We start from the raw sequence: 21,680 nt of genomic DNA on the forward strand, positions 1-21,680 counted from the left end.
CGAAGGAGCCAGACATGATCAAGCGCCAGACCATCGCCGCCATCCTCGCCACCACCGCGGTGGCCTATTCGATCGCCACCCCGGCCCAGGCCGCCCGCCTCGTCGACGGGCCCCGCCTCGACATCGCTGCCTGCAGCAGCGACAATCCGGCCACCGCCACCCCGGACCAGCGCAAGGACAAGCCGGCGCAGACCTGAACACGCTTGACGGCCCCGGTCACGAGGCGGAAACTTCGCCTCGTGACTGTATATAAAAACAGCTATTCAATTCTTCCTGGCAGCGCCGAACGGTACCCGGCGTTCGACTTGCCGCGCGGCCGCGGCAGTGCGTCGCGCCCCGGCGCGCGCTACCTCGATCACCGTCGCGAAGCCTTCGACGACGGCTGGCAGACTGAAGGCGACGACGCCGGACAACCGCTGCGCACCCAGCTCTTCATCGACAACGCGCGCAGCGTCATCAGCTACAACAGCTCGCCCGACGTCCCCTTCGACCGCTCGATCAACCCCTACCGCGGCTGCGAGCACGGCTGCATCTACTGCTTCGCGCGCCCCAGCCACGCCTATCTGGATCTTTCCCCAGGGCTGGATTTCGAGACCAGGCTGTTCTGGAAGCCCGACGCCGCCGTCCTGCTGCGCAAGGAACTCGCTGCGCCCGGCTACCGCTGCGCACCGATCGCCCTCGGCATGAACACCGATGCCTGGCAACCGGTCGAGCGCCATACCGGCCTCACCCGCCAGCTCCTCGAGGTGCTGCTCGAGACCCGCCACCCGGTGAGCCTGATCACCAAGTCGGCGCTGATCGAGCGCGACCTCGACCTGCTCGCCGAGCTGGCACGCGAGGATCTGGTCGAGGTGACGATCTCGGTGACGACGCTGGATGACGCCCTCGCCCGCCGTCTGGAACCGCGCGCCGCCCGCCCGGCACGGCGACTGGAGACCCTGCGCCGCGTGCACGAGGCGGGCGTGCCGGTGGGCGTGCTGTTCGCGCCGCTGATCCCGGCGCTCAACGATCACGAGATGGAGGCGGTGGTGGAGGCCGCACACGCGGCCGGCGCGCGCAGCGCCGGCTATGTGCTGCTGCGCCTGCCGCAGGAGCTCGCCGGGCTGTTCGAGGAGTGGCTGGCGACCCATTTCCCGGCGCGCGCCGCGCGCGTCATGAGCCGCATCGCCGAGCTGCGCGGCGGCAAGGCCAACGACCCGCGCTTCGGCCACCGCATGCGCGGCGAGGGCGTCATCGCCCAGCTCTACAGCCAGCGCATGCGCCGGCTGCAGGCCAGGCTGGGGATGGGGCGGATGCGGCGCGGGCTCGACACCACGCTGTTCCGCCCGCCACGCCCGGACGGGCCGCAGCTCGCGCTGTTCTGAGCGCGCTGCGGCCAGGCGAGCGCTGGCGGCTTGCGCCGCGCCCGTGCACCCAGCCGGGGATGCGGCGCCTGCCCGTCAGGCGGTGCCGCCCACCGTGAGCCCGTCGATGCGCAGCGTCGGCTGGCCGACGCCCACCGGCACGCTCTGGCCGTCCTTGCCACAGGTGCCGACGCCGGGATCGAGGCGCATGTCGTTGCCGATCATCTTCACCTTGGTCAGCGCGTCCGGACCGTTGCCGATCAGGGTCGCGCCCTTGACCGGGCGGGTGACCTTGCCGTCTTCGATCAGGTAGGCCTCGGCGGTGGAGAACACGAACTTGCCGGAGGTGATGTCCACCTGACCGCCGCCGAAGTTCGCCGCGTACAAACCCTTCTTCACCGACTTGATGATCTCCTCCGGGTCCTTGTCGCCATTGAGCATGTAGGTATTGGTCATGCGCGGCAGCGGCAGGTGGGCGAAGGATTCGCGGCGGCCGTTGCCGGTCAGCGGCATGCCCATCAGGCGCGCGTTCATCATGTCCTGCATGTAGCCGGTGAGGACGCCGTCCTCGATCAGCACGGTGCGCTCGGTCGGGTTGCCCTCGTCGTCGATGGAGAGCGAGCCGCGGCGGTCCTGCAGGGTGCCGTCATCGACCACGGTGACGCCTTTCGCCGCCACCTGCTGGCCGATGCGCCCGGAGAAGGCCGAGCTGCCCTTGCGGTTGAAGTCGCCCTCCAGGCCGTGGCCGATCGCCTCGTGCAGCAGGATGCCCGGCCAGCCGGGGCCGAGCACCACCGGCATGGTGCCCGCCGGCGCCGGATCGGCGCCGAGATTGACGCGCGCCTGGTGCACCGCCTCGCGCGCATAGTCGTGCAGGCGGTCGTCGCAGAACCAGCCGTAATCGTAGCGCCCGCCGCCGCCGGCGCTGCCCTGCTCGCGGCGGCCGGCCTCCTCCATGATCACGGTGATCGACACCCGCACCAGCGGACGCACGTCGGCAGCCAGGTGGCCGTCGCTGCGCGCCACCATCACCACCTCCCAGGAGCCTGCGATGTGGGCCATGACCTGGGTGACGCGCGGGTCCTCGGCACGCGCGAAGCTCTCCAGGCGCTCGAGCAGCTTGACCTTGGCGGTGTCGTCGAGCGAATCGAGCGGGTCGTCGGCGCGGTACAGCCGCGTCCTCAGCTTGTGCGGGCGGATGCCGACGCGGCGGCGCTCGCCCGCCGCGGCGATCGCGCGCGTGGCGGTGGCGGCGCCGACCAGCGCATCGATCGAGATGTCGTCGGAGTAGGCGAAGGCGGTCTTCTCACCGCTGATCGCACGCACGCCCACGCCCTGCTCGATGTCGAAGCTGCCCGACTTGACGATGCCTTCCTCCAGGCTCCAGGCCTCGGAGCGCTGGTACTGGAAGTAGAGGTCGGCGAAGTCGATGTCGTGGCGCATCAGCTTGCGGAAGGTCTTCTCGAGCTCCGCCTCGCCCAGGCCGTAGGGCGACAGCAGGTAACGGTCGGCGACCTTGAGGGGGTTCTGGCTCTTGCTCATGCGGAAATCCTTGGGGAATCGTGCCGGTTGGACCGGCGTCAGGCGAAAACGATCGTGGTCGGGTGCTTGCCGTGGCGCGGTCCCGGCACGGACCGGCCGCCGCCCTTCGCAAGCGGGGCCATCAGGCGAGGCAGCGGTGGCGCAGCGCCGGCAGGCTCTCGCGCACAGCGGCGATGCGTGCGGGATCGAGCTCGGCGATGACCACGCCCGGGCCTTCCTCGCGACAGGCGAGGATCTCGCCCCAGGGGTCGATGATCATCGTGTGCCCCCAGGTCACCCGCCCGCTCGGATGGCGCCCGCCCTGCGCCGGTGCCATCAGGTAGCACTGGTTCTCGATCGCGCGCGCGCGCAGCAGCACCTCCCAGTGCGCACGGCCGGTGGTGTAGGTGAAGGCCGCCGGCAGCACGATCAGGTCGACCTCGCCCATGGCGCGGAAGAGCTCGGGAAAGCGCAGGTCGTAGCACACCGACAGCCCGGTGCGCCCGGCCGGCGAATCGAAGCAGGCGACGGTTCCGCCGGGCTCGATGGTGACCGCCTCGTCGTAGCGCTCCTCGCCACGCTGGAAACCGAACAGGTGAATCTTGTCGTAGCGCGCCACCGGCCGCCCCTGGTCGTCGAACACCAGCGTGCTGTTGCGGACCTTGTCCTCGGCCTCGGCCACCAGCGGGATAGTGCCGCCGATCAGCCACACACCGTGACGGCGCGCCGCGTCGGCGAGGAAGTCCTGCAGCGGCCCGGCACCTTCCGCTTCGCGAATGCGCACCTTGGCCGCCTCGTCCTTGCTGATCACCGGAAAATACTCCGGCAGGGCGACCAGCTTCGCGCCGCCCGCCGCCGCCTCGGCGATCAGGCCGGCGACGACGTCGAGGTTGGCCTGCACGTCGGGGCCGGAGATGGTCTGGATGGCGGCGATGCGCACCGGGGAGGAAGGGCTCTGCGGGTTCATGTCTGGATTCTTGGTCGCGGACGGCGCGGGAGGCGCGTCAACTCGGGTAATGATCGGATCGGTGTCGGCATCGCGCAGGCGCGCCGGCGAATGAGGCGAGGCGCCCCCGCGACGATCGCGGAGCCTTCGCGACGCGGCGCACCGATCTGGGAAAGGCGGCGAAGTGCATCCCTATTCCGCCACCGGCGCCTGGCCACGCTTGGCCACCTGCGGGTCGGACCACCCCCCGGTCACCGCGTATTCGAAGGCGAAGAGCTTCTCGATCGGGTCGCTGAGCACCTTCTGCGCGAGGTAGGTCACCACCCCCACCGCCGGGTTCAGCAGGCCGGCGGCCGCGCCGATGGCCACCGACTCGGACAGCGTGGGCTGCACCAGCACGCGCAGGTCCTGCGTTTCGGCGACGACGTCGGCCGAGCCGGTCATCGTCACCCGCGCCGACGGCCCGCGTATCTCCAGGTCCTCGGTGCGCATCACGCCGGCAGCCACAGCGATGCTACCGGAAATGCGATCGAAGGCGAATCCTTCGGAAAACACGTCGCGGAAGTCGAGCGTGATCCGCCGCGGCAGGGCCTGCAGGCTGAGGATGCCGAGCAGGCGGCCGACGCCGGGCTCGAGCTTCCTGAACTGGCCGGCGCCGGCCTCGAGCCTCATGTTGCCGTTCAGGCTCGGATAGTCGATGCGCGTGGGCGCGCCCTGCCAGCCGAGCTGCCCGGCCAGGCTCGCCTTGCCCCCGCGCACCACCTCCGGATGCCCCAGGCGCTGCGACAGGCGGCCGACATCGGGCGTCTCGAGGCGGAAGTCGAGCCGCGTGCGCTGGCGCCCCGCCGCCCGCCATTGACCACTGCCGGCCAGCCGGCCGTCGTCGTTGGCGAGCTCGAAGCGCTCGAGCTCCCACAGCCCGCCGCGATTGCGCGCGAACACCTCCAGCCGCCCGAGCGCCAGGCCGCGCAGCTCGAAGCGCTCGGCGATCACGTCGAGCGCGGGCAGTCGGCGCGGGGGCGCTTCCTCCGCCGCCGCGCGCGTCTCGCCACCGTCCTCGCCCGCCTCCGCCGCATCGGCGCCCTCCTGCCCCACGCGCAGATGGCGGAAGCGCGCCCGCAGTGCGCCGTCGCCCGCGTTGCGCCAGTCGAACTCGCCGTCGGCGATGTCGCTCTCCAGTCGCGCCTTCCAGCCCCCGGCATCGGCCGCGGCGCGCAGATCCACCGCCTTCAGGGTGTGGCCGAAGGCACGCACCTCGTCCGCAGCGAGTGCGAGATCGCTCAAGCCGGAGGCGGGCAGCATCGCGCCGCCCGATCCGCTGTCGGCCCCGGCACCGTCCGCCGCCTCCCCGGCCACGCCCTCGTCGGCCTCGAGCACGCGGCGCCAGGCGTCGACGTCGAGATGGTCGAGCACCGCCGCCACCCGCAGGCCGCGATCGGAGGCGGGCGGCGCATCGGCGGTGGCGCGTCCGATCGCCAGGCCGCCGCGCAGCGTTCCGACCTCGTCGCGCGCGCGCTGCAGATCGGCACGCAGTTGCCCGCCGATCTGCAGCGCGATGCCGTCGACCTCCCCACCGGCCGGATGCTCGAACACGAAGCGCGACGGCCAGGCATCACCTGCCGACTTGTTCAGCGGCGCCGGCAGGCTGGACGCGAACCCGAGCAGATCGGACGCGACCTCCACCCGCGTGCCGCCCTTGCCGACGCGGATCGCGGCCTGCCATCCGGCGGTGCCGGACAGCCCGTCGAGCGGCGGCAGGGCGTAGCGGGCGCGCACGGCGCCGGCGTCGGCGCGCCCGCTCGCCTCGAAGCGCACCGCACCGTCGGCCGCGGTCTGCGCGCTGACCGTCGCCGGATGACCGAGGAATTGCGCACGCGCCTCCGGAATGGCGAGCGAGTCGCCGGTGAAGCGGACCTTGCCGGCGGCGCGCTCCAGCGCCGGCAGCCCGTCGAGCAGTTCGACGCGGTTGCCGGCAAAACGGAACTCGCCCTCGACCTCGGTCTCGCGGACATTGCGCAGCGGCATCACCAGCTTCAGGTCGAGCTCGCCCCGGCCTTCGGCGCGGATGTCGTCGGTGAAGCCGCCGATGCGCTCCGACACCGGGCTTTCCGCCACGAAGCGCAGGAATTCCGCGGTCGGCCCGCGCGCACGCCCGGTGATGGTCATGATCTCGCTCGGGCGGGCGTCGAGGTCGGGCACGTCGGCGACCACGTCGACCAGATCGACGCCCAGGATGCGCCCGCGCTCGGCCGCGATGCGCATGCCCGGCCCCTCGAAGCGCAGTTCGCCCTGGATGCCGTCGATGCCCGGCCAGCCGGACGCGTAATCCAGCACCCCGTCCGCCACCCGCACCGTGACCAGGAACTGGCCCGAGCCGTCGCGGAACGGGAAGTCCGCCAGCCTGCCCTGCAGGCGCAGCCTGGCTTCCGGCACGCCCGCGGCGCGGATGCCGTGCTGCACCCATTCCCGGGTATGGGCGTTGACCACCCGCGGCAGGTAGCGCCAAACGGACGTCGCCTGCGCCCGGCTCAGGCGGGCCTGGAGGTCGACCGCGCCCGTGCCGTCCGCAGTCGGCCAGTAACGCCCGGAGGCGGTGCCGGCGGCATCGGCGTTGTCGAACTCGGCACCGTCGAGCGCGATCTCCAGCCGGCCGTCGCGGCGCTGCCAGCCGCCCTCGGCGCGCAGGCGGTCGAATTCGAGCCGGCCGGGATCGAACACCATCGGCAGGTCGAGATGCATGCCGCTGCCGGCCAGCCTGAAACGCCCGCCGTCGGCGTCGCCATCGATGCTCCCCGACAGGCCGCCCAGCCCGGGCCAGCCCTCGCGCGCGAGCAGGCCGACGCCGTCGAAGCGCGCCGTAAGCGCCCAGTGGCTCGGCGCCCCCGGCTCGCCGCGCCACTTCAGGCGCAGGTCCTCCACGCTGCCGCTGGGCTCGAAGCGGGCCAGCCGTGCGCGCACGCCTTCGTCCAGCGGCAGATAGCCCGCGAGCACCGCGAGCGCGGCGAAATCGAGCCGGTTCGCGTTCATCGTGCCGCCTGCGATCGCACCGTCGGCCGCCTGCTCGAGCCCGAGCTCGAAGTCGGTGGGCGCCACCGCGAGGCCGTCGGCCAGGCTCAGCGTCAGTGCGCGCGAGCTCAGCCGGGTGCCGGTCGCGTCCCGCGCCAGCATGAGGCGCCCCGCCAGGTGGGCGACCTGCAGCTCCGGCAAGGCCTCGGCCAGACGGGTGCTCACCCCGTCGAGCGCGAGATCCGCGGTCAGCGCCAGCGCGCCTTCCTCCTCCGCATCCAGCCAGGCACGAAGCCCGCCGTGCCCCGCGAGCGCCAGCGGGTAGTCCAGCCAGGGCTGCCAGCCGCCCAGGTCGGCGCGTTCGAGTTCGAGGTACAGGCGGCCGATCGCCGGCCAGGGACGCTGCAGGTCGGCGAGCTGCAGCCCGCGCCGCAGCTCGGCGCGCACGCGCAGCGCCGAGGCCAGCGCCGGCGGCGGCCGGGCGTCGAGCGCGACCCGCAGCGCGCCGCCGCGGCGGTCGAGGCGGAAGGCCAGGTCCTCGAGCTCCAGCGCGGGCGCGGCACGCAGCTCGTCCTGCCAGACCAGGCGGGCGCCGTGGATCGTGATCTGGCGCTGGGCGAGCAACCAGTCCAGCCCGCCGGCCTCCCCGCCCTCGTCCGCCGGCAGCGGAATGCCGGCCACGAAGATTTTCCCCGCCGGGTCGCGACGCAGCACCAGCTCGGGCGCGCGGATGTCGAGACGGTCGAAATGCGGCGCGCCCTTCAGCAGCGACGACCAGGCCACGACCGCATCCACTTCGCCCAGCGTCAGCGCCTCGCGCCCCTCGCGGTCGGCGATGCGCAGCCCCTCGATGCGCACGCGCGGCCGCCAGCCCGCCCATGCCCCCTCGATATGGTCGATCGCGACCGGGAGATCGAGCTGCTGCGCGAGCAGCGCGGCGATCGGTTCGCGGAATCCGCCGACCGCGGGCATGACCACGTGGCGCACCACCAGCACGGTGCCGGCCGCGACCAGCCAGGCCAGGACGAGGACGCGGAGCAGCCATGCGATCGCATTGCGCACGCCGCCGTTCCGGCGCGCGGGCACGGGCGACGGAGTGTGTGCAGCGGAGGAAGGGGGTGCGGGCGTGCTCAGGGAAGGTGCTCGGAGAGATGTTGGCGGCCGATCCTTGCCGGCGAGGTCGTGCCGGGCAAGCCTGCTGCTTGCGAGGCCGGCCCGGCGGGCTTGCGCGGGCCGCCTGCGCGAGACATGCCGGCTGCCTGCACGGGCGGATAAAATGCCTGTGCACCGCCCGCTGGCGCAGGATCGCCGGCCAGGCCCACATTCTACCAACGATCCGCGCCCGCACTGGAGCCCAGCCATGTCCTCCCTACCCGACGCCCTGCCGCAGCCGGTGCGCTCCGCCCGCCGCCTGTCGCGTTATCTGTCGCGCATGCTGGACAGCCAGCCCTGGCTGGGTGCCGCCCTTGCCGACAGCATCGCAGGGCCGATCGGCGAGGCCGACTTGCAGCGCTTCCTCGCCGCGCGCGAGGCGGTGTCCGGCGGCGGCGACGCCGCGTTGCGCCCGGCCCTTCGCCAGCTGCGGATCTGGGTGCTGTGCCATCTGGTCGTGCGCGACCTCGCCTGCGCGGCCCCGCTGCAGGAAGTCACCACGACCATGACCCTGCTCGCCGAGGTCGCGATCCGCCACGCCCACGACGTGCTGCGCGCCGCGCTGGTCGAGCGTTACGGCCAGCCGCTGTCGCCCACCGGCTGGGAGCAGGAGCTGCTGGTGATCGGCATGGGCAAGCTCGGCGGGCGCGAGCTCAACGTGTCCTCCGACATCGACCTGATCTTCATCTACCCCGAGGACGGCGACACCGGCGGCCGCAAGGTGATCAGCAACTTCGAGTTTTTCGAACGCCTCGGCAAGCAGCTGATCCAGGCCCTGGCCGAGGTCACCGAGCATGGCCAGGTCTTCCGCGTCGACATGCGCCTGCGCCCCAACGGCGACTCCGGTCCGCTGGTGTGCTGCTTCGACATGCTGGAGAACTACTTCATGACCCAGGGCCGGGAGTGGGAACGCTACGCCTGGATCAAGGGCCGGGTGCTGCTCGGCGAACGCTGGCAGGAGCTGCGCAACATCGCCCGCCCCTTCGTGTTCCGCAAGTACCTCGACTTCGGCGCGATCAACGCCATGCGCGAGCTGCACGCGCAGATCCGGCGCGAGGTCGCCCGCCGCGACCGCGCCAACAACGTCAAGCTCGGCCCCGGCGGCATCCGCGAGATCGAGTTCATCGCCCAGGTCTTCCAGCTCATCCGCGGCGGCCGCGACGTCGCGCTGCAGGTGCGGCCGACGCTGAGGGTGCTGTCCCTGCTGCCCGAGCGCGGCATCCTGTCGACGCAGACGGTGGAGGAGCTGAGCACCGCCTACGTCTTCCTGCGCCGGCTGGAGCACCGCCTGCAGTATCTGGACGACGCGCAGACCCACGACCTGCCGACGAAGGCCGAGGACCAGGCGCTGGTCGCCGAGACCATGGGCTTCGCCGACTACCCGGCGCTGCTGGCCGTGCTCGATGCCCACCGCAAGGTGGTGAGCCGCCACTTCGACAGCGTGTTCGGCGACCCCTCGGAGGAAGACCACAGCCTGGACGCGACCTGGACCAACGCCGAGGACACCGAGGCCACGACCAACGCCCTCGGCGAGCTCGGCTACCGCCGCCCGCAGGCCGGCGCCGAACGCCTGGCGGCGATCCACGCCAGCCCGCGCTACCGCCAGCTCCCGAACAACATCAAGAGCCGGCTCGACGCGCTGATGCCGCGCATGATCGAGGCCGCCGCCGCCACCCCCGGGGCGGACGACACGCTGGCGCGCATGCTCGACCTGATCGAGGCCATCGGCCGCCGCGGCGCCTATCTCGCCCTGCTGCAGCAGTATCCGCAGGCGCTGCGCCGGGTGGCGGACCTGATGAGCGCCTCGCGCTGGGGCGCACAGTTCCTGACCCGCCACCCGATCCTGCTCGACGAGATGCTGGACGCGCGCAACCTGGAGAGCGCACCCGACTGGCAGGCCTTCCGCGCCAGCCTGGCCGCCGAGCTCGAGTCGCTCGAGCCCGACATGGAGCGCCAGATGGACGTGATGCGCGAGCGCCACCACGCCCAGGTGTTCCGCCTGCTCACCCAGGATCTCGCCGGCCTGCTGACGGTGGAGAAGCTCGCCGACCACCTGTCCGAACTCGCCGACCTCGTGCTCGACCTCACCCTGCCGCTGTGCTGGCGACGGATCAAGATCCGCCATCGCGAGGAACCGAAGTTCGCCGTGATCAGCTACGGCAAGCTCGGCGGCAAGGAGCTCGGCTACGCCTCAGACCTCGACATCGTCTTCCTCTACGACGACGACGCCCCCGAGGCGTCCGAGGTCTATACCCGGCTCGCCCAGCGCACCAACACCTGGCTGTCGAGCCAGACCGCGGCCGGGCAGCTCTTCGACACCGACCTGCGCCTGCGTCCGAACGGCGAATCCGGCCTGCTCGTCAGCTCGCTCGAGGCCTTCCGCAAGTACCAGACGGAATCGGCCTGGGTGTGGGAGCACCAGGCGCTGACGCGGGCACGCTTCTCGGCCGGCGACCGCGCGCTCGGCGAGGCCTTCGAGCGCATCCGCTGCGAGGTGCTGCGCATGAAGCGCGAGCTCGACGGCCTGCGCGCCGAGGTGCTGGCGATGCGCAGGAAGATGCGTGACGCACATGGCGGCAAGAGCGAACTCTTCGACCTCAAGCACGACGAGGGCGGGCTGATCGACGTCGAGTTCCTGATCCAGTATCTGGTGCTCGGCCACAGCCACGACCACCCGCAGCTCACCGGCAACCTCGGCAACATCGCGCTGCTGCGCATCGCCGGCGAGATCGGGCTGATCCCCGCCGACCTCGCCGCCGCCTGCGCCGACAGCTACCGCGAACTGCGCCGGCTGCAGCACCGCCAGCGCCTCAACGACCGCCCCTCGCGGATCGATGCGGACGAGGCCGAGCCCGCGCGCGCGCCGGTGCGCGCGCTGTGGCGGCTGGTGTTCGGCGAATGAGCGCCTGACGCGAGCGTGCCGCGCCCGAGGCCGCAGGGCGGGGCTTGCCCGGGACCGCGCACGGCCCGCGGGGCCCCAGCCGTCCGCAGTAGTCGAAGCGACGCGCGCCGTCGTGTTTCATGTCATCAAGGCGTGCATGACGCCCCGCCGGTCGCCATCTAGAATCCAAGCGCCCACCTCTTCTGGCGCCCGATCCGGGCGGACGTCCATGAGCAACGAAATCGAACTCAAGCTTGCCCTGCCGAAAAACGCGCTACCTGCCCTGCGCCGCCATCCCTTGGTCGCAGCGGCGGAGAAGCTCGGCAACGCCAGCACGCTGGACAACACCTATTTCGACACCCCCGCGCTCGCGCTCAAGGCGCGCAAGGTGGCGGTGCGCACCCGCCGCCAGGGCCGGCAGATGCTGCAGACCGTGAAGTGCGCGGCCGTCTCCAGCGGCGGCCTTTCGAGCCGGCCGGAATGGGAGCAGCCGTGGACCGGCGCCTTCGACTTCTCGGCGGTGGACCAGCCCGAGGCCGCCAGGCTGCTCGCCCGCCACCGCGACGACCTGGTGCCGGTGTTCACCACCCGCTTCCGCCGCGAGACGCGCCGCCACGCGCCCACGCCGGAGCTCTCCATCCTGCTGATGATCGACACCGGCGAGGTCACCGTGCGCACGCCGGACGGCACCGAGCGCAGCGCGCCGATCTGCGAGCTCGAACTCGAGCTCGAGCGCGGCCGCGCGCAGGATCTCGTCGAGCTCGCGTGCACGCTGGCGCAGGACCTGCCGCTGATGCCGGCAGACATCTCCAAGGCCGAGCGTGGCTACCGACTGTTCCTCGACACCCCGCCAAGCCCGCTGCGCGCCGAAGCGTCGACGATCGCCGCCGGCCAGAACGTCGTCGACGCCTTCCGCAACCTGGCCTTTTCCTGCGTGCGCCAGTGGCAGGGCAATGCCGCCGCCGCGCTCGCCAGCGCCGCCCCCGACGCCATCCATCCCGACTTCATCCACCAGCTGCGCGTCTCCCAGCGCCGGCTGCGCGCGCTGCTCAAACTGTTCGCGCCGGCGCTGCCGGAGAACTTCGCCGGCACCTGGAACGCCCGCCTGCGCGACAACGCCGAGCGCTTCGGCGACGCCCGCGATCTCGACGTCTTTTACGCCGAGCTGCTCGAACCGGTCACGCCCGAGGGTCTCGCCGACCCGGCGGCGATGGCCGCGCTCCTCGACACCGTGCACCAGGCGCGCAACGAGGCCCGCCGCTTCGCCAGCCACAACCTCGACATGGCCACCCAGGGCCGGCTGCTGCTCGCCTTCACCGCCGACCTCCACCGCCTGCCGGTCGGCAGTCTCGCCGCCGCGGTGGACCTGCGCGCGTTCGCACGCCTGCGCCTGAGCCGCCTGAGGAAGCGCGCCCGGCGCCGGGCCGCAGCCGCGGCCAGCCTCGAGCCCACCCGCCTCCATGCGCTCCGCATCGCCTTCAAGCTGCTGCGCTACGGGGTCGAGTTCTTCGCCCCGCTGTTCCCCGCGCGCACCGTCGAGCGCTACCTCGAGGGCGTGGTGCGGGCGCAGACCGCGCTCGGCTTCCTGCAGGACGTGGATATCGCCCGCCAGCGCCTCATCACCTGGACGCAGGCGAATCCGGCGCTCGCACCCGCGGCCGCGTTCGTGCTCGGCTGGCATGCGCCGCGCTACGCCCGCCTGCGCCGCCGCGTGCTGCACGAATGCGCGCCACTGCTGGAGGGGAGGAAGCCATGGTGACGGTGTCACGCGCGGCGCGGAAATCGGCAGGGTCATCGTGCTGCAACATGGAGAACCGATGATGCCGGCCCTCGACACCTGGACGAACACGATGGACCTGCTGCTATGGCGACATGCGGAGGCGGTGGACGGCACGCCCGACCACACCCGTGAGCTCACTCCGCGCGGACTGAAGCAGGCGCGCCGCATGGCACGCTGGCTCGACGAGCGCCGGCCGAAGCAACTCAAGGTGCTGGTCAGTCCGACCCTGCGCACCCGCCAGACCGCCACCGCCTTCACCGACGACTTCCAGATCGTCGGCAGTCTGGGCCCCGACGGCAACGTCGCCGACATTCTCGGCGCCACCGGCTGGCCGGACGCCAGCGGCGCCGCCCTGGTGGTCGGTCACCAGCCGGCGCTGGGTCGCCTGTGCGCACTGCTGCTGTCGGGCAGCGAAGCCGACTGGACGATCAAGAAGGGCGCGCTGTGGTGGTTCACCAACCGTGTGCGCGAAGGCGAGACGCAGACCGTGCTGCGCGCGATGATTCCGAGCGATCTGGCGTGAAGCGCTGCGGTCGCCGGTAGCGGACGGCCGCGTTCGCGCCGTCTCCCGGGGAAGCGCGCACCCCCCTCGGCCGAGCGCTGAATTTCGCGCCGCGAGAGCGGTCTCAGCGAGCATGAACACCCACCCGACGGCGGGGGTTCGGCGCGAGCCCGGTCGCCCGCGGGAGCCTTGCTTGTGCTTTGTCACGCAATGCGTAAGATGCCGTCTTCGCCCCGGACCGGACCATGCTCGAACGCTTCCTGCCTACCCGCGACGCCATCACGCGCAGCCGTCTGCTGCGCTGGCTCGGGCCGCGCATCCACGATCCGCTGCTGTGGCATGTCAATCGGCGTTCGGTGGCGCGCGGCGTGGCGATGGGCGTGTTCTTCGGGCTGATGATCCCGGTCGCGCAGATCCCCGCGGCGGCGGTCGCCTCCCTGCTGCTGCGCGGCAACCTGTGGATCGCCGCGGTCTCCACGCTGGTCAGCAATCCGCTGACCTACGGCCCCCTGTACTACTTCGCCTACCGGCTCGGCGCCGGCGTGATCGGCGCACACACGCCGGCCGAACTCACGCCCGGCGACGTCGAGCAGCCCTTCCGCGTGATGGACTCGTTCGCCCAGGCCTGGGCCTGGCTCACCGGCATCGGCCAGCCGCTGCTGATGGGGATGCTGATCATGGCGGTCACCGGGTCCATCGTCGCCTATCTGCTCACCCAGCTCGTCTGGCGCCTGCGCGTCACCGCCAAGTGGCGCAAGCTGCGCCGCGAACGCAAGCTGCGCGCCGCGGCCGCAGGGGAGCGAGCTATTGGAAGCGCCTGAGCACGGGCGTATCCTTGGCCTCCCGATCCCACGCTGACGGCCTAGCGCAATGGAAGAGCCCATCCAGGACGGCACCGTCGCCCTCATCGACGGCATCCGGCGCATTCACCACGACGGCTACTGGCTCAAGGTCTACGACCCGCCGGTGGATTCGCTCGACGCCAAGAAGAAGCTGATCCAGGCCCTCACCCGCCGCCTGTTCAACCACGTCGAGCACGGCATCAACATCCCCGGCAAGCGCCTGGACGATGCGCGCCGCTCCTACCTGGACGAGCCGGACCCGGAACGCAAGCGCGTCAAGGGTGCGATGTACGCGGGCGCGCTGTTCAACCGAGCCACCGACATCTTCACCAAGCTGGTCGAACTGCAGGAGCTCGGCATCGAGATCGAGACCGACAACGCGCTGATGCGCGAATGCGGCCTGTGCCTGCAGGAGGCGCTCGCGCTCGGTCGCCTGGTCCTGCATCGCAGCGGCGACGAGGGCATCGACGAGCTGTGGGGCGAGCCCTTCCGCGCGTTCTCGATCCCGGTCGAGGCCTTCTACGAGAGCCGCTACATCAAGATCGCCCAGGCCCTGCGCGAGATCGACCGCCTGGGCGCGGTGATGGCGGCGAGCTTTTCGGGGACGCACCTGTTCCAGGGCGTAGCCCCGCTGGTGCTGGAATTCACCCGCATCGCCAAGATCAAGTGCGAGACGCTGCGCACCGACCCCGACATCTTCGACGTGTGGGCGGACTTCGTGGTCGCCTCGGAGCACCTCGGCGCGGTCAGCGCGATGCTGTCGCCGGCCTCGACCGAACACGAGCGCCAGCTCGCCACCGACGGCCTGCGCCTGATCCTGCAGGGACGCAACCTGGTCACCGACATCACGCGCGCGCGCGTGACCATGCCCAAGAGCGCGCGCGAGTACATCGAACGCTGCGAAGCCTATGCCGCGCGCCTGCAGGCGGCGAACCACCCGCCACTGGCGGTGGCGGGCGGCGTGCTGCGGGCGTGACGCCGCGCCCGCGGGCGCTCAGACGATGATGCCGCCGCCGAGGCAGACCTTCGACTCGTAGACCACCACGCTCTGCCCCGGGGTGATCGCCCACTGCGGCTGGGCGAAGGCGATCTCGGCGCGACCGTCGGCGATGCGGTCGATTTCGCACGGCTGGTCGGGCGTGCGGTAGCGCGGCTTGGCGGTGTAGACCCAGTTGGTATGCGGGTCGCGGCCGGCGATCCAGTTGAGGTCGGTCGCCACCAGGCGGTCGCGCAGCAGCGCCGGATGATCGTGCCCCTGCACCACGTACAGCACGTTGGTCTTGACGTCCTTCTTCGCCACATACCACGCGTCGTGCTCGCCGGCCTCGTCCTGGTTACCCTTGATGCCGCCGATGTGCAGGCCCTTGCGCTGGCCGATGGTGTGGTACATCAGGCCCTGGTGCTCGCCCAGCACGCGCTCGTCGTCGAGCGCGCGGATCTCGCCCGGCCGGGTCGGCAGGTAGCGCATCAGGAACTCGCGGAAGGGGCGCTCGCCGATGAAGCAGATGCCGGTGGAGTCCTTCTTCTCTGCGACGTGCAGGCCGGCCTCGGCGGCGATCCTGCGCACCTCGCGCTTGTACAGCGCACCGAGCGGGAACATGGTCTTCGCCAGCTGCTCCTGGGTGAGGCGGTACAGGAAGTAGCTCTGGTCCTTGGTGCCGTCCTCTGCCTTGAGCAGCTGGTACTCGCTGCGGCCGTCGTTGGTCCACTCGCGCACCTGGGCGTAGTGGCCGGTGGCGATGCGCTCGGCGCCCATCCGCATGGCGTGGTCGAGGAAGCAGCGGAACTTGATCTCGGAGTTGCACAGCACGTCCGGGTTGGGCGTGCGGCCGGCCTCGTACTCGCGCAGGAAGTCGGCGAACACGCGGTCCTTGTATTCCGTGCTGAAGTTGACGACCTCGAGCTCGATGCCGATCACGTCGCACACCGAGGCGACATCCACCAGGTCCTGGCGCGTCGAGCAGTAGTCCGAGTCGTCGTCGTCCTCCCAGTTCTTCATGAACAGCCCGGTCACGTCATAGCCCTGCTGCTTGAGCAGCAGCGCGGTCACCGACGAATCCACGCCGCCGGACATGCCGACGACCACCTTCATGCCCTGCCCATCCTGCATTCCATTCTTCCTACTGGACATTCGGTCCACCTCCCTTGAGCCATTCCGCGAGCGGCAGCACCACGGCCGGCTCGCCATTGTCGACGAACCAGCTGTCGACCACGTAACGTTCGCCCGGACGACCCTGCTCGTCCGCATCCCCGATCGTCTGCCCGTCCTCGGTACAGTTGCAGCCCGCCAGCGCCTGGCCGGGCGGCAGGCGGGCGATGCGCTCCTCCGCCGACAGCACCTCCACCACCGCGCTGAAGTGCTGCAGGATGAAGCGTGTGCGCCGCGCCGGCTCCAGCACGCGATGAAAGCGCAGCCAGCCGCGCGCCTCGACCAGTTCGAGCAGACGCGTGGTCGAGGTCGAATGGTCGATGCAGTCCATGCGGCCATGGACCTCGGCATCGAGGAAATTGCCGGCGCGGTCGGCGCCCACCGGGGTCTGCGTGCCCGCGACCCGGTACAGGCGACCGACCGCCTCGGCGAGCAGTTCGCGCTCCTCGGCCGCGGTGCGGGCGGTGGCCAGGCGCTCGCCCAGGCGCGTCAGCGTCCCGGCATGAAAGCGCACCACGTCCTCGCGCACGCAGCCGTAGTTGTAGCAGATGCTGATCTCGGCGCCTTCCCGCACGCCTGCCGCCGCCGTCCCGTGCCCGCCCCGCAGCGCCGCCCCCTGCGCGAACAGGGGCAGGAACAGCAGCAGTGCGAGCAGCGTGCGGATCATCCCGGCCCGGCGTTCAGCGGTAGTGGCGCACCAGCGCCAGCGGGTGGCGCTCGCCGGCGAGCCAGTCCTCGATGCAGCGCAGGATCAGCGGGCTGCGATGGCGGTCGGCGGTGGCGCGCACCTCATCGATGCTCATCCACACCGCACGAACGATGCCCTCGTCCAGCCGGCGCCCGACCTCCTCGCCCTCGATCCGCCCGCCGTAGGCGAAGCGCAGGTAGGTGATGTCACCCTGCGGCCGCGTCCACTGATAGATGCCGACCAGGTATTCGGGCACGAAGCGGTGCGCGGTTTCCTCCAGCGCCTCGCGCACCGCCGCCTCTTCCAGCGACTCGCCTTCCTCGAGGTGGCCGGCGGGCTGGTTGAAGCGCAGGCCCTCGGGCGTTTCCTCCTCGACCAGCAGGAAGCGGCCGTCGCGCTCGATCACGGCGGCGACGGTGACGTTGGGTTTCCAGGGACGATCCTTCAATTCCGGCTCCGGGCGCAGAAAGCGCTGCATTCTAGCGCGCGCCGGCGCGCCCTCCCAACCACCCGCGCCGCGGCCGTGATCACCGACATTGCACGTCGGGCGCATCGGACGCCCGCCTTTACGCTAGAATTCGCCGGCTATGCCCCGACGAGATCCTGGCCGGGGCGTTCCCGACACCCATCCAGCGAACACTCATACAGGCGGAGATTTTGATCATGTCCATGGCTGACCGCGACGGCTTCATCTGGCAGGACGGCAAGCTCGTCCCGTGGCGCGAGGCGACCACGCACGTCCTCACCCACTCGCTGCACTACGGCCTCGCCGTCTTCGAGGGCGTCCGTGCCTACAACACCGTCAGCGGCACCGCGATCTTCCGCCTCGCCGAGCACACCCAGCGCCTGATCAACTCCGCCAAGATCTACATGATGGACATCCCGTACTCCAAGGATGAACTCATGGAGGCGCAGAAGGAGGTCGTGCGCGCCAACAAGCTCGAGTCCTGCTACCTGCGCCCGATCGCCTTCTACGGCTCGGAGAAGATGGGCATCTCGACCATCGGCGCGCGTGTGCACGTGGCGATCGCCGCCTGGCCCTGGGGCGCCTACCTCGGCGAGGAAGGCCTGGAGAAGGGCATCCGGGTGAAGACCTCGTCCTACACCCGCCACCACGTCAACTCGACGATGCCGCGCGCCAAGCTGTCCGCGACCTACCCGAACTCGATCCTCGCCAACCTCGAGGTCACCCGCATGGGCTACGACGAGGCGCTGCTGCTCGACAACCAGGGCTTCGTCGCCGAGGGCGCGGGCGAGAACCTGTTCATCGTCAAGGACGGCCGCATCTACGAGCCGGAGATCGCCTCCGCGCTGACCGGCATCACCCGCGACTCGATCCACGTCGTCGCGCGCGAGCTCGGCTACGAGGTGGGCACCAAGCGCCTGACTCGCGACGACATCTATCTCGCCGACGAGGCCTTCTTCACGGGCACCGCCGCCGAAGTCACCCCGATCCGCGAGCTCGACGACCGCAAGATCGGCGAAGGCAAGCGCGGCCCGGTGACCGAGAAGATCCAGTCCCGCTTCTTCGACGTCGTCAATGGCCGTGCGCCGGAGTACGCGCACTGGCTCGCCCACGTCTGATTCCCTTCTCCAAGGATTCCGTCATGGTTGAGAACACCGACAAGACCCAGGCCGTCGTCATCGCCGCCAAGGACCTGCCGCTGCACTGCCCGCCGCCGGGCGCGCCGCTGTGGGCCCGCCACCCGCGCGTCTTCCTGGACATCCTGAAGACCGGCGAGGCGGTGTGCCCGTACTGCAGCGCGCACTACGTGTTCGCCGGCGAGCGCCCGAAGGGCCACCACTGAACCCTGCGGTCGTTCCGCAGTCTCGCATGCACGGGGGCTTCGGCCCCCGTCGCGTTTGCCCCCCCGAACAAGCAGCGAGCGATCCCGTGAGCAAAGCCAACTTCACCACCGCACTGGAAGCCGAGGCCGCGTTCTACCAGGCGCTGGCCCAGGGCGACCTCGACGCGTTGATGGCGGTCTGGTCCGAGGACGAGGAGGTGGTGTGCGTCCACCCCGGCGGGCCGCGCATCGTCGGCCTGGCGGCCGTGCGCGACACCTGGCGGCAGATCCTGAGCGGCGGCGGCCTGAAGATCGACGTCAGCCAGGCCGTGGTCAGCGCGAGCGCGATGATGGCGATGCACTGCGTGTTCGAGCGCGTCGCCGGCGAAGGCGCGCTGCAGAGCGGCCCGACCCTGGCGGCGACCAATGTTTACGTGCGCGGCCCCAACGGCTGGCGCATGGTGCTGCACCACGCCTCGCCGACTCCGGAACAGGCCGACTTCGGCGACCTGTCTCCGCGCGTGGTGCATTGAGCAGGCCGACCGCCTACCGCGCCCCATGGTGGCTGCCCGGCGGCCACCTGCAGACCATCTTCCCGCTGGCGTGCAAGCCGCCGCTGCCGGCCTACCAGCGCGAACGCTGGGACACACCGGACGGCGACTTCATCGAGCTCGACTGGCTGGATGCACCCCTGGCCGCAGCCGGACCCGCGCGTCCCCTGCTGATCCCCCTTGTCGTTCTCTTCCACGGCCTCGAAGGCAGCAGCCGCTCGCACTATGCCCGCGCCCTCGCCGGCGCCGCGCAGGCACGCGGCTGGCGTGCCGTCGTGCCGCACTTTCGCGGCTGCGGCGGCACGCCCAACCGACTGGCGCGCGCCTACCACTCCGGCGACAGCGATGAGATCGACTGGATCCTGCGCCGCCTGCGCCTGCTCGCCGGCCCCGCGCCGCTGTACGCCGCCGGCGTGTCGCTCGGTGGCAACGCGCTGCTGAAATGGCTGGGAGAGCGCGGCAGCGCGGCCGGCGAACTGGTGGATGGCGCGGCGGCGATCTGCGCCCCGCTCGACCTGACGATCTCGGGCCACGCCCTCGGCCGCGGCTTCAACCGCGTCTACACCCGCCATTTCCTCGCCACCCTGCGCGCCAAGGCGCTGGCCAAGAGCGACCGGCATCCCGGCCGCTTCGACGCCGGGCGCATCGCCCGTGCGCGCTCGCTGGCCGAGTTCGACGACGCCTACACCGCACCGGCGCACGGCTTCGCCGGCGTGGAGGATTACTGGCGCCGAGCCTCCGCACGGCCCTGGCTGGGCGGCATCGCGATGCCGACCCTGGTGCTCAATGCCGCCAACGACCCCTTCGTGCCTGCCGCGGCCTGGCCCGATACGCAGGCGCTGCCGTCCGCAGTGCGTTTCGAGTGTCCGCAGCAGGGCGGCCACGTCGGCTTCCTCGCCGGCCGCTGGCCGGGCAGCCAGGACTGGCTCGCCGCGCGGGTGCTGGCGCATTTCGCGGCGCTGCGCTGAACGCGCCGTGCAAGCCCGCTCCGGCGCCGTGACTCAGTCGCCGTAGACCTCGGCCGCGGCGAGACTCGAACCCTGCGCATCCTTGGCCGACAGCAGCGGCTCTCCCTGCAGCGGCCAGTCGATGCCGATCTGCGGATCGTTCCAGGCGATGCAGCGCTCGTGCGCCGGGGCGTAGTAGTCGGTGGTCTTGTACAGGAAGTCGGCCGATTCGCTGAGCACCAGGAAGCCGTGCGCGAAACCGGGCGGGATCCACAACTGGCGGTGATCGTCCTCGCCCAGCTCGACGCCGGCCCAGCGCCCGAAGCGCGGTGAGTCGCGGCGCAGGTCGACCGCGACGTCGAACACCCGGCCGCGCACCACCCGCACCAGCTTGCCCTGCGGCTGCAGCAGCTGGTAGTGCAGGCCGCGCAGCACGCCGCGCGCCGAGCGCGAGTGGTTGTCCTGCACGAAATCCACGTCGAGCCCGGTCAGCTCGCGGAAGCTGCGCGCATTCCAGCTCTCGAGGAAGAAACCGCGCGCGTCGCCGAACACCTTGGGCTCGAGCAGCAGCACCTCGGGCAGTGCGGTCGGGGTCGCCTTCATCAGAACACCCGATCCTCGAGCAGGCGCAGCAGGTACTGGCCGTAGCCGCTCTTGGCCAGCGGCCGCGCCAGCGCCTTCAGTTGCCCGCCGTCGATCCAACCCGCGCGCCAGGCGATCTCCTCGGGGCAGGCGATCTTCAGGCCCTGCCGCTTCTCGATGGTCTGGATGAACATGCCGGCCTCGAGCAGGCTCTCGTGGGTGCCGGTGTCGAGCCAGGCATGGCCGCGGCCCATGACCTGCACGTCGAGCGCGCCCCGCTCGAGATAGAGGCGATTGAGGTCGGTGATCTCGAGCTCGCCGCGCGCGCTCGGCTCCAGCCCGCGCGCGAACTCGACCGCGCGCGCGTCGTAGAAGTACAGCCCGGTCACCGCGTAGCGGCTCTTGGGCCGCGCCGGTTTTTCCTCCAGGCTGACCGCACGCCCGTCGGCGTCGAACTCGACCACGCCGTAGCGCTCGGGGTCCTGCACCGGGTAGGCGAACACCGTCGCCCCGTCGGCGCGCGCCGAGGCGGCGCGCAACTCGGCGGCGAAATCGTGGCCGTAGAACAGGTTGTCGCCGAGCACCAGCGCCGAGGGCGCGCCGGCGAGGAAATCCTCGGCGATCAGGAAGGCCTGGGCGAGGCCGTCGGGGCTGGGCTGGACCGCGTACTGCAGGCGCAGGCCCCAGCGGCTGCCATCGCCGAGCAGTTGCGCGAAGCGCGGCGTGTCCTGCGGCGTCGAGATCACCAGGATGTCGCGGATGCCCGCCAGCATCAGCGTCGCGAGCGGGTAATAGACCATCGGCTTGTCGTACACCGGCAGCAGCTGCTTGGAGACCGCCAGGGTCGCCGGATGCAGCCGGGTGCCGGAACCGCCGGCGAGGATGATGCCCTTGCGTCGAGTCATGAGGTGATGTGCTCCGGAAGCGGGGGGCGGGCCCTGCGGCCCGCGTGCAGGCGGCATTGTATGCGCCCGCGCACGCGGGCCGCACGCCCCGCCACGCA

Annotated in this window: 19 protein-coding genes; 11 read left to right on the top strand and 8 right to left on the bottom strand. The window is 71.1% G+C overall.

Going from position 1 to position 21,680, the window contains the following annotated elements:
* Positions 1 to 14 precede the first annotated feature (14 nt).
* Both CKCBHOJB_RS14620 and CKCBHOJB_RS14625 read left to right on the top strand, forming a co-directional pair.
* Positions 15 to 197, top strand: a complete 183-nt coding sequence (locus tag CKCBHOJB_RS14620; RefSeq protein ID WP_281049391.1) for a hypothetical protein — start codon at positions 15 to 17, stop codon at positions 195 to 197.
* Positions 198 to 305: 108 nt separating this feature from the next.
* Positions 306 to 1,364 carry a PA0069 family radical SAM protein gene (locus tag CKCBHOJB_RS14625; protein WP_281049392.1) on the top strand — a complete coding sequence of 353 codons (1,059 nt, stop codon included), beginning with the start codon at positions 306 to 308 and terminating at the stop codon, positions 1,362 to 1,364.
* 75 nt (positions 1,365 to 1,439) lie between these two features.
* Here CKCBHOJB_RS14625 and tldD read toward each other — a convergent pair whose 3' ends face one another.
* From tldD to CKCBHOJB_RS14640, 3 genes are all read right to left on the bottom strand, one after another.
* Positions 1,440 to 2,885, bottom strand: coding sequence for a metalloprotease TldD (gene tldD, locus CKCBHOJB_RS14630; protein ID WP_281049393.1), 1,446 nt, complete (start codon positions 2,883 to 2,885; stop codon positions 1,440 to 1,442).
* 121 nt (positions 2,886 to 3,006) lie between these two features.
* A complete protein-coding gene (locus tag CKCBHOJB_RS14635) occupies positions 3,007 to 3,831 on the bottom strand; it encodes a carbon-nitrogen hydrolase family protein (protein ID WP_281049394.1) in 825 nt (274 codons plus the stop codon).
* A 171-nt stretch (positions 3,832 to 4,002) separates the two neighbouring features.
* The gene (locus CKCBHOJB_RS14640) at positions 4,003 to 7,878 is read right to left on the bottom strand and encodes a YhdP family protein (RefSeq protein ID WP_281049395.1); all 3,876 of its coding nucleotides are present in this window, start codon (positions 7,876 to 7,878) and stop codon (positions 4,003 to 4,005) included.
* Between the two features lie 298 nt (positions 7,879 to 8,176).
* On the opposite strand from CKCBHOJB_RS14640, the gene glnE reads away from it, so the two are divergent.
* From glnE to CKCBHOJB_RS14665, 5 genes are all read left to right on the top strand, one after another.
* Positions 8,177 to 10,870, top strand: a complete 2,694-nt coding sequence (gene glnE, locus CKCBHOJB_RS14645; RefSeq protein WP_281049396.1) for a bifunctional [glutamate--ammonia ligase]-adenylyl-L-tyrosine phosphorylase/[glutamate--ammonia-ligase] adenylyltransferase — start codon at positions 8,177 to 8,179, stop codon at positions 10,868 to 10,870.
* Between the two features lie 208 nt (positions 10,871 to 11,078).
* Positions 11,079 to 12,608 carry a CYTH and CHAD domain-containing protein gene (locus tag CKCBHOJB_RS14650; RefSeq protein ID WP_281049397.1) on the top strand — a complete coding sequence of 510 codons (1,530 nt, stop codon included), beginning with the start codon at positions 11,079 to 11,081 and terminating at the stop codon, positions 12,606 to 12,608.
* Positions 12,609 to 12,699: 91 nt separating this feature from the next.
* A complete protein-coding gene (locus CKCBHOJB_RS14655; RefSeq protein WP_281051701.1) occupies positions 12,700 to 13,152 on the top strand; it encodes a histidine phosphatase family protein in 453 nt (150 codons plus the stop codon).
* 224 nt (positions 13,153 to 13,376) lie between these two features.
* On the top strand, positions 13,377 to 13,952 hold the full coding sequence (locus CKCBHOJB_RS14660) for a DUF2062 domain-containing protein (protein ID WP_281049398.1): 576 nt from the start codon (positions 13,377 to 13,379) through the stop codon (positions 13,950 to 13,952).
* 49 nt (positions 13,953 to 14,001) lie between these two features.
* Positions 14,002 to 14,949 carry a hypothetical protein gene (locus CKCBHOJB_RS14665; protein WP_281049399.1) on the top strand — a complete coding sequence of 316 codons (948 nt, stop codon included), beginning with the start codon at positions 14,002 to 14,004 and terminating at the stop codon, positions 14,947 to 14,949.
* Between the two features lie 18 nt (positions 14,950 to 14,967).
* On the opposite strand, the gene mnmA is transcribed toward CKCBHOJB_RS14665, so the two are convergent.
* From mnmA to CKCBHOJB_RS14680, 3 genes are read right to left on the bottom strand one after another with little or no spacing between them, the layout of a single operon-like run.
* Positions 14,968 to 16,065 carry a tRNA 2-thiouridine(34) synthase MnmA gene (mnmA, locus tag CKCBHOJB_RS14670; protein ID WP_281051702.1) on the bottom strand — a complete coding sequence of 366 codons (1,098 nt, stop codon included), beginning with the start codon at positions 16,063 to 16,065 and terminating at the stop codon, positions 14,968 to 14,970.
* 28 nt (positions 16,066 to 16,093) lie between these two features.
* Complete coding sequence (locus tag CKCBHOJB_RS14675) at positions 16,094 to 16,789, bottom strand: hypothetical protein (RefSeq protein WP_281049400.1); 696 nt, start codon at positions 16,787 to 16,789, stop codon at positions 16,094 to 16,096.
* Positions 16,790 to 16,802: 13 nt separating this feature from the next.
* Entirely contained in the window at positions 16,803 to 17,258 is a 456-nt protein-coding gene (locus tag CKCBHOJB_RS14680; protein ID WP_281049401.1) for an NUDIX hydrolase, read from the bottom strand.
* Positions 17,259 to 17,473: 215 nt separating this feature from the next.
* Between CKCBHOJB_RS14680 and CKCBHOJB_RS14685 the strand changes: the two genes are divergently transcribed.
* The 4 genes from CKCBHOJB_RS14685 (at position 17,474) to CKCBHOJB_RS14700 (ending at position 20,116) form a co-directional block, all read left to right on the top strand.
* Entirely contained in the window at positions 17,474 to 18,394 is a 921-nt protein-coding gene (locus tag CKCBHOJB_RS14685; RefSeq protein ID WP_281049402.1) for a branched-chain amino acid transaminase, read from the top strand.
* 23 nt (positions 18,395 to 18,417) lie between these two features.
* Entirely contained in the window at positions 18,418 to 18,618 is a 201-nt protein-coding gene (locus tag CKCBHOJB_RS14690) for a zinc-finger domain-containing protein (protein ID WP_281049403.1), read from the top strand.
* Positions 18,619 to 18,704: 86 nt separating this feature from the next.
* A complete protein-coding gene (locus CKCBHOJB_RS14695) occupies positions 18,705 to 19,130 on the top strand; it encodes a nuclear transport factor 2 family protein (RefSeq protein ID WP_281049404.1) in 426 nt (141 codons plus the stop codon).
* A complete protein-coding gene (locus CKCBHOJB_RS14700; protein ID WP_281049405.1) occupies positions 19,127 to 20,116 on the top strand; it encodes an alpha/beta fold hydrolase in 990 nt (329 codons plus the stop codon). Before CKCBHOJB_RS14695 ends, CKCBHOJB_RS14700 begins: the two co-directional genes overlap by 4 nt.
* Before the next feature lie 33 nt (positions 20,117 to 20,149).
* On the opposite strand, the gene rfbC is transcribed toward CKCBHOJB_RS14700, so the two are convergent.
* Positions 20,150 to 20,698 carry a dTDP-4-dehydrorhamnose 3,5-epimerase gene (gene rfbC / locus CKCBHOJB_RS14705; RefSeq protein ID WP_281049406.1) on the bottom strand — a complete coding sequence of 183 codons (549 nt, stop codon included), beginning with the start codon at positions 20,696 to 20,698 and terminating at the stop codon, positions 20,150 to 20,152.
* Entirely contained in the window at positions 20,698 to 21,582 is an 885-nt protein-coding gene (gene rfbA, locus CKCBHOJB_RS14710) for a glucose-1-phosphate thymidylyltransferase RfbA (protein ID WP_281049407.1), read from the bottom strand. The genes rfbC and rfbA overlap by 1 nt, the downstream gene beginning before the upstream one ends.
* Positions 21,583 to 21,680: the final 98 nt, after the last annotated feature.

The organism is Thauera sp. GDN1, from assembly GCF_029223545.1.
Lineage (GTDB): Bacteria > Pseudomonadota > Gammaproteobacteria > Burkholderiales > Rhodocyclaceae > Thauera.

What these genes read in the sequence shown, in the direction of transcription:
- CKCBHOJB_RS14650 (WP_281049397.1), top strand. Translation starts at nt 11,079, where the DNA reads ATGAGCAACGAAATCGAACTCAAGCTTGCCCTGCCGAAAAACGCGCTA.
- CKCBHOJB_RS14675 (WP_281049400.1), bottom strand. Translation starts at nt 16,789, where the DNA reads ATGATCCGCACGCTGCTCGCACTGCTGCTGTTCCTGCCCCTGTTCGCG.
- CKCBHOJB_RS14665 (WP_281049399.1), top strand. Translation starts at nt 14,002, where the DNA reads ATGGAAGAGCCCATCCAGGACGGCACCGTCGCCCTCATCGACGGCATC.
- CKCBHOJB_RS14635 (WP_281049394.1), bottom strand. Translation starts at nt 3,831, where the DNA reads ATGAACCCGCAGAGCCCTTCCTCCCCGGTGCGCATCGCCGCCATCCAG.
- CKCBHOJB_RS14685 (WP_281049402.1), top strand. Translation starts at nt 17,474, where the DNA reads ATGTCCATGGCTGACCGCGACGGCTTCATCTGGCAGGACGGCAAGCTC.
- rfbA (WP_281049407.1), bottom strand. Translation starts at nt 21,582, where the DNA reads ATGACTCGACGCAAGGGCATCATCCTCGCCGGCGGTTCCGGCACCCGG.
- glnE (WP_281049396.1), top strand. Translation starts at nt 8,177, where the DNA reads ATGTCCTCCCTACCCGACGCCCTGCCGCAGCCGGTGCGCTCCGCCCGC.
- tldD (WP_281049393.1), bottom strand. Translation starts at nt 2,885, where the DNA reads ATGAGCAAGAGCCAGAACCCCCTCAAGGTCGCCGACCGTTACCTGCTG.
- CKCBHOJB_RS14620 (WP_281049391.1), top strand. Translation starts at nt 15, where the DNA reads ATGATCAAGCGCCAGACCATCGCCGCCATCCTCGCCACCACCGCGGTG.
- CKCBHOJB_RS14690 (WP_281049403.1), top strand. Translation starts at nt 18,418, where the DNA reads ATGGTTGAGAACACCGACAAGACCCAGGCCGTCGTCATCGCCGCCAAG.
- CKCBHOJB_RS14655 (WP_281051701.1), top strand. Translation starts at nt 12,700, where the DNA reads ATGGACCTGCTGCTATGGCGACATGCGGAGGCGGTGGACGGCACGCCC.
- CKCBHOJB_RS14660 (WP_281049398.1), top strand. Translation starts at nt 13,377, where the DNA reads ATGCTCGAACGCTTCCTGCCTACCCGCGACGCCATCACGCGCAGCCGT.
- mnmA (WP_281051702.1), bottom strand. Translation starts at nt 16,065, where the DNA reads ATGAAGGTGGTCGTCGGCATGTCCGGCGGCGTGGATTCGTCGGTGACC.
- rfbC (WP_281049406.1), bottom strand. Translation starts at nt 20,698, where the DNA reads ATGAAGGCGACCCCGACCGCACTGCCCGAGGTGCTGCTGCTCGAGCCC.